We start from the raw sequence: 2,705 nt of genomic DNA, 5'->3' as shown, positions 1-2,705 counted from the left end.
GGCTCCAGCTCAAGACCGCCGCCGGGACGAACACCGAGGCCATCGAGATCCTCGCCGAAGCCGGCCGCACCAAACGGATCCGCAACACTGCCAGGGCCAGCCTCAGCCACCGCAGCGAGAGCTGAAATCAACTCACCCACAACTCTTGACTGGCTTCGTTCACGAACAACAGCAGCGTTTGTCCACCAGTTTGGGTTCTGGCTCAACTTCTGTGGTCTGTGACTTTGGGTAACCAATTAGATCTCGAACAGGGCTTCCTCTTGTGGCGGGATCGGAGGGTCAAGGAGGTCGCGGAGGCGGGTGATCTCCTGACACCACTTCGACCAGTTCGCAGCTTCAGCCCACTGTTCGGCGAGTTCAGACCGGTCGGAGACCACGCGGTCCAGGGCGTCGACGGCGAGCATTCGAAGGTCTGCGGGCAACTCCGGCACCGGCTCTGATGGGCCATAGTTCAAACACGCTGGCTCGCCGTCAGGATGCTGGGCGACGACCAGGGCAGCTGCGGCCACTGCCCGCTCGCCGTCGTAGATACCGAGGAAGTCCACGAGGCTGGCGGCGCGTACGAGCACGCCGCGGATCATGGGTTCGCGTTCTTCCCGCGCTGCCTCGTCCAGATCACCCCCGAAGTCGGCGGCGGTGTCGTTGTCGAAGGGGCCGGTATCCCAGGTGCCCATGTCTCTCCTCGCGTGGCCGTCTGGAGGATCGTCGCACTGGCCACCGACAACGTGGTCACGAGGCAAGCAGCACCCGCTTGCGCAGAAGCTTGAAGCCAGCGCGTCCGTACATCTGTCGCTTGATCATTTTGATGCGGTTGACGTGGCCTTCCACAACGCCTGAGCTCCAGGGAAGGGTCAGGCCGGCTGTGACAGCGGCGAGGTCACGTTCGAGGCCGTTGATGAAGGTGTGCATGCTGGGCAGGTCGTCGGCCCGGACCGCCGCTATCCACTCGGGGAGCCGTTCTCCTTGGCGCTGAGTGAGCATTTGCCCGAAGGAACGGACGTGGCCGGCGAGGGCGTCCAGTTCGGGGCAGTGGGCCAGAACGGACTTCAGTTTCAGCCGGTCCTTCTCCACAAGGGCGTCCGGGTGGGTCAGGATCCACCCGGAGACTGTCCTGGGCGACGGCGGCCGACCATCCGGCACGGTGTCCCGGAAGGGACGAAGGTAAGCACGGACCGCCCCGTACCCACCGGCGTATCCGTGGCTCTGGATCTCTTTCCAGAGGGTCCAGGCGTTCGTGCAGCCCTCGGCCCATCGCTCGTGCAGGTACGGCTTGAAGTCGTCGAGCTTCGTCCTGCGGTTCTGCCACTGGCCTTGGAAGAGGTCTTCAGGGCTTGCCGCATCGGCCAGGCGCTGAACGGTTCGGTAGGTCATCCGGAGCTGACGGGCGACTGCCCGCCGGCTGTGTCCTTCGCCGAGCATTTCGTGCACGATGGCGTGCTTCTCGCGAGTTCGGTCGGCGAAGCGGTGTCCAGTCGGCCACGGGGACGAGCCAGCTTCGGGCACCGGTGGCGCGGTGACGCTCTCGGAGCCGGGCACCGTGAATGGCGCTCGCAGGCAGCTCCGATGGCGCGATACGCATCGCTCGGCGGCTTCGCCGAGGTTGCGCCAGAGATGGAAACGGTCTGCGACCTGCACCGCGGTGGGAGCCCCGGTGCTGGCGCCTTCGGCGAAGAAGGGGGCACGATCGCGACAGACCACCTCAACCTCAGGACACTCAGCAAGCCAGGCGGCGACAGTGGCTGCCTCACGGTCCGGCAGCAGATCCACGGGCCTGCCGGTTTCGACATTGACCAGCACGGTCCCGTAGATACGGCCCTTGCGCATTGCGTACTCGTCGATACCCACCACCCGCGGGGCCGATGGCTGAGGGTCAGGCATCGCATCGACCAACCGAAGCACCGTGCTGCGGCTGACGGAGATTCCGAAGACGTCGGCAAGACGCGCTCCAGCGCGGCCGGCCAATGCAAGACCCACCTCGGCCAAGGCCGAACGCAGCCGGTCAGTCCGCTGAGCGTGACGGCGGGTCAGTCCAGGGATCTGCTCAACGAAGGTCTGCCGTCCACAGGAGGTGTCCGCGCAGAGGAACCGCCGGACCTGCAGGCGCAGCACCACACGCCTTCCCGCGCTGGGCAGATCAGCAGGAAACCGCAGGTAGGACCCATGAAGCCGGTTCGACCACCTTCCACACCCCGGACACTCCGCACCAGCCGACTTGCGGGCGATTCCGATCCAGATCGCCTCGCCGTCGTCCTCCGCTGACATCACCGCGACTTCAGGGTCCGACAGGAACAGGACTTCCAGACGCAGCAGCACTTCGTTCACGGCCCCGAACTTTCAGGCACGACAAGGCAGCCATGGGGCATTTCAAGACGATCGAGCGAGAGCCAATATGGAGATCAACAGTCACGGAGCGTGGATGCTCCACAGAAGTTGAGCCAGAACCCAAACCCATGAACATCCGACGGCACTACTCGTGAATAAAGCCACTCTTGACTATTGCTCGTGCCCGACCACCCCCGAACCGTCAGCGGAGACGTGGAGCTTGGGACGAGAACCGATACCCCGCACGCAGAAAGTGCCTTCCGCTTGAACCGACAGAACCCCTCAACAAAAGGCTGTCCCGCAAGTGGGTCAGGCGTGTGGGAAAGCTGCGCTCAGGTGCGTGGGTTCCTCCAGAGATGACGCTCGTCGAGGGTCCCAAACCG

At 64.5% G+C, this 2,705-nt stretch carries 2 protein-coding genes; both read right to left on the bottom strand.

Features of this window, described 5'->3' with window-relative positions; all coding sequences use genetic code 11:
* Positions 1-236 precede the first annotated feature (236 nt).
* Positions 237-674: a DUF4259 domain-containing protein gene (locus ACFV8T_RS45465; protein ID WP_385339768.1), complete on the bottom strand. Its 438-nt coding sequence runs from the start codon at positions 672-674 to the stop codon at positions 237-239.
* Positions 675-729: 55 nt separating this feature from the next.
* Complete coding sequence (locus tag ACFV8T_RS45460) at positions 730-2,322, bottom strand: ISL3 family transposase (protein WP_385339765.1); 1,593 nt, start codon at positions 2,320-2,322, stop codon at positions 730-732.
* Positions 2,323-2,705: the final 383 nt, after the last annotated feature.

The sequence above is a fragment of the Streptomyces sp. NPDC059832 genome, from assembly GCF_042731715.1.
Taxonomy (GTDB): Bacteria; Actinomycetota; Actinomycetes; order Streptomycetales; family Streptomycetaceae; genus Streptomyces.
The sequence above is the reverse complement of the archived record's forward strand: the minus strand, read 5'-3'. Positions and strand labels throughout refer to the sequence as shown.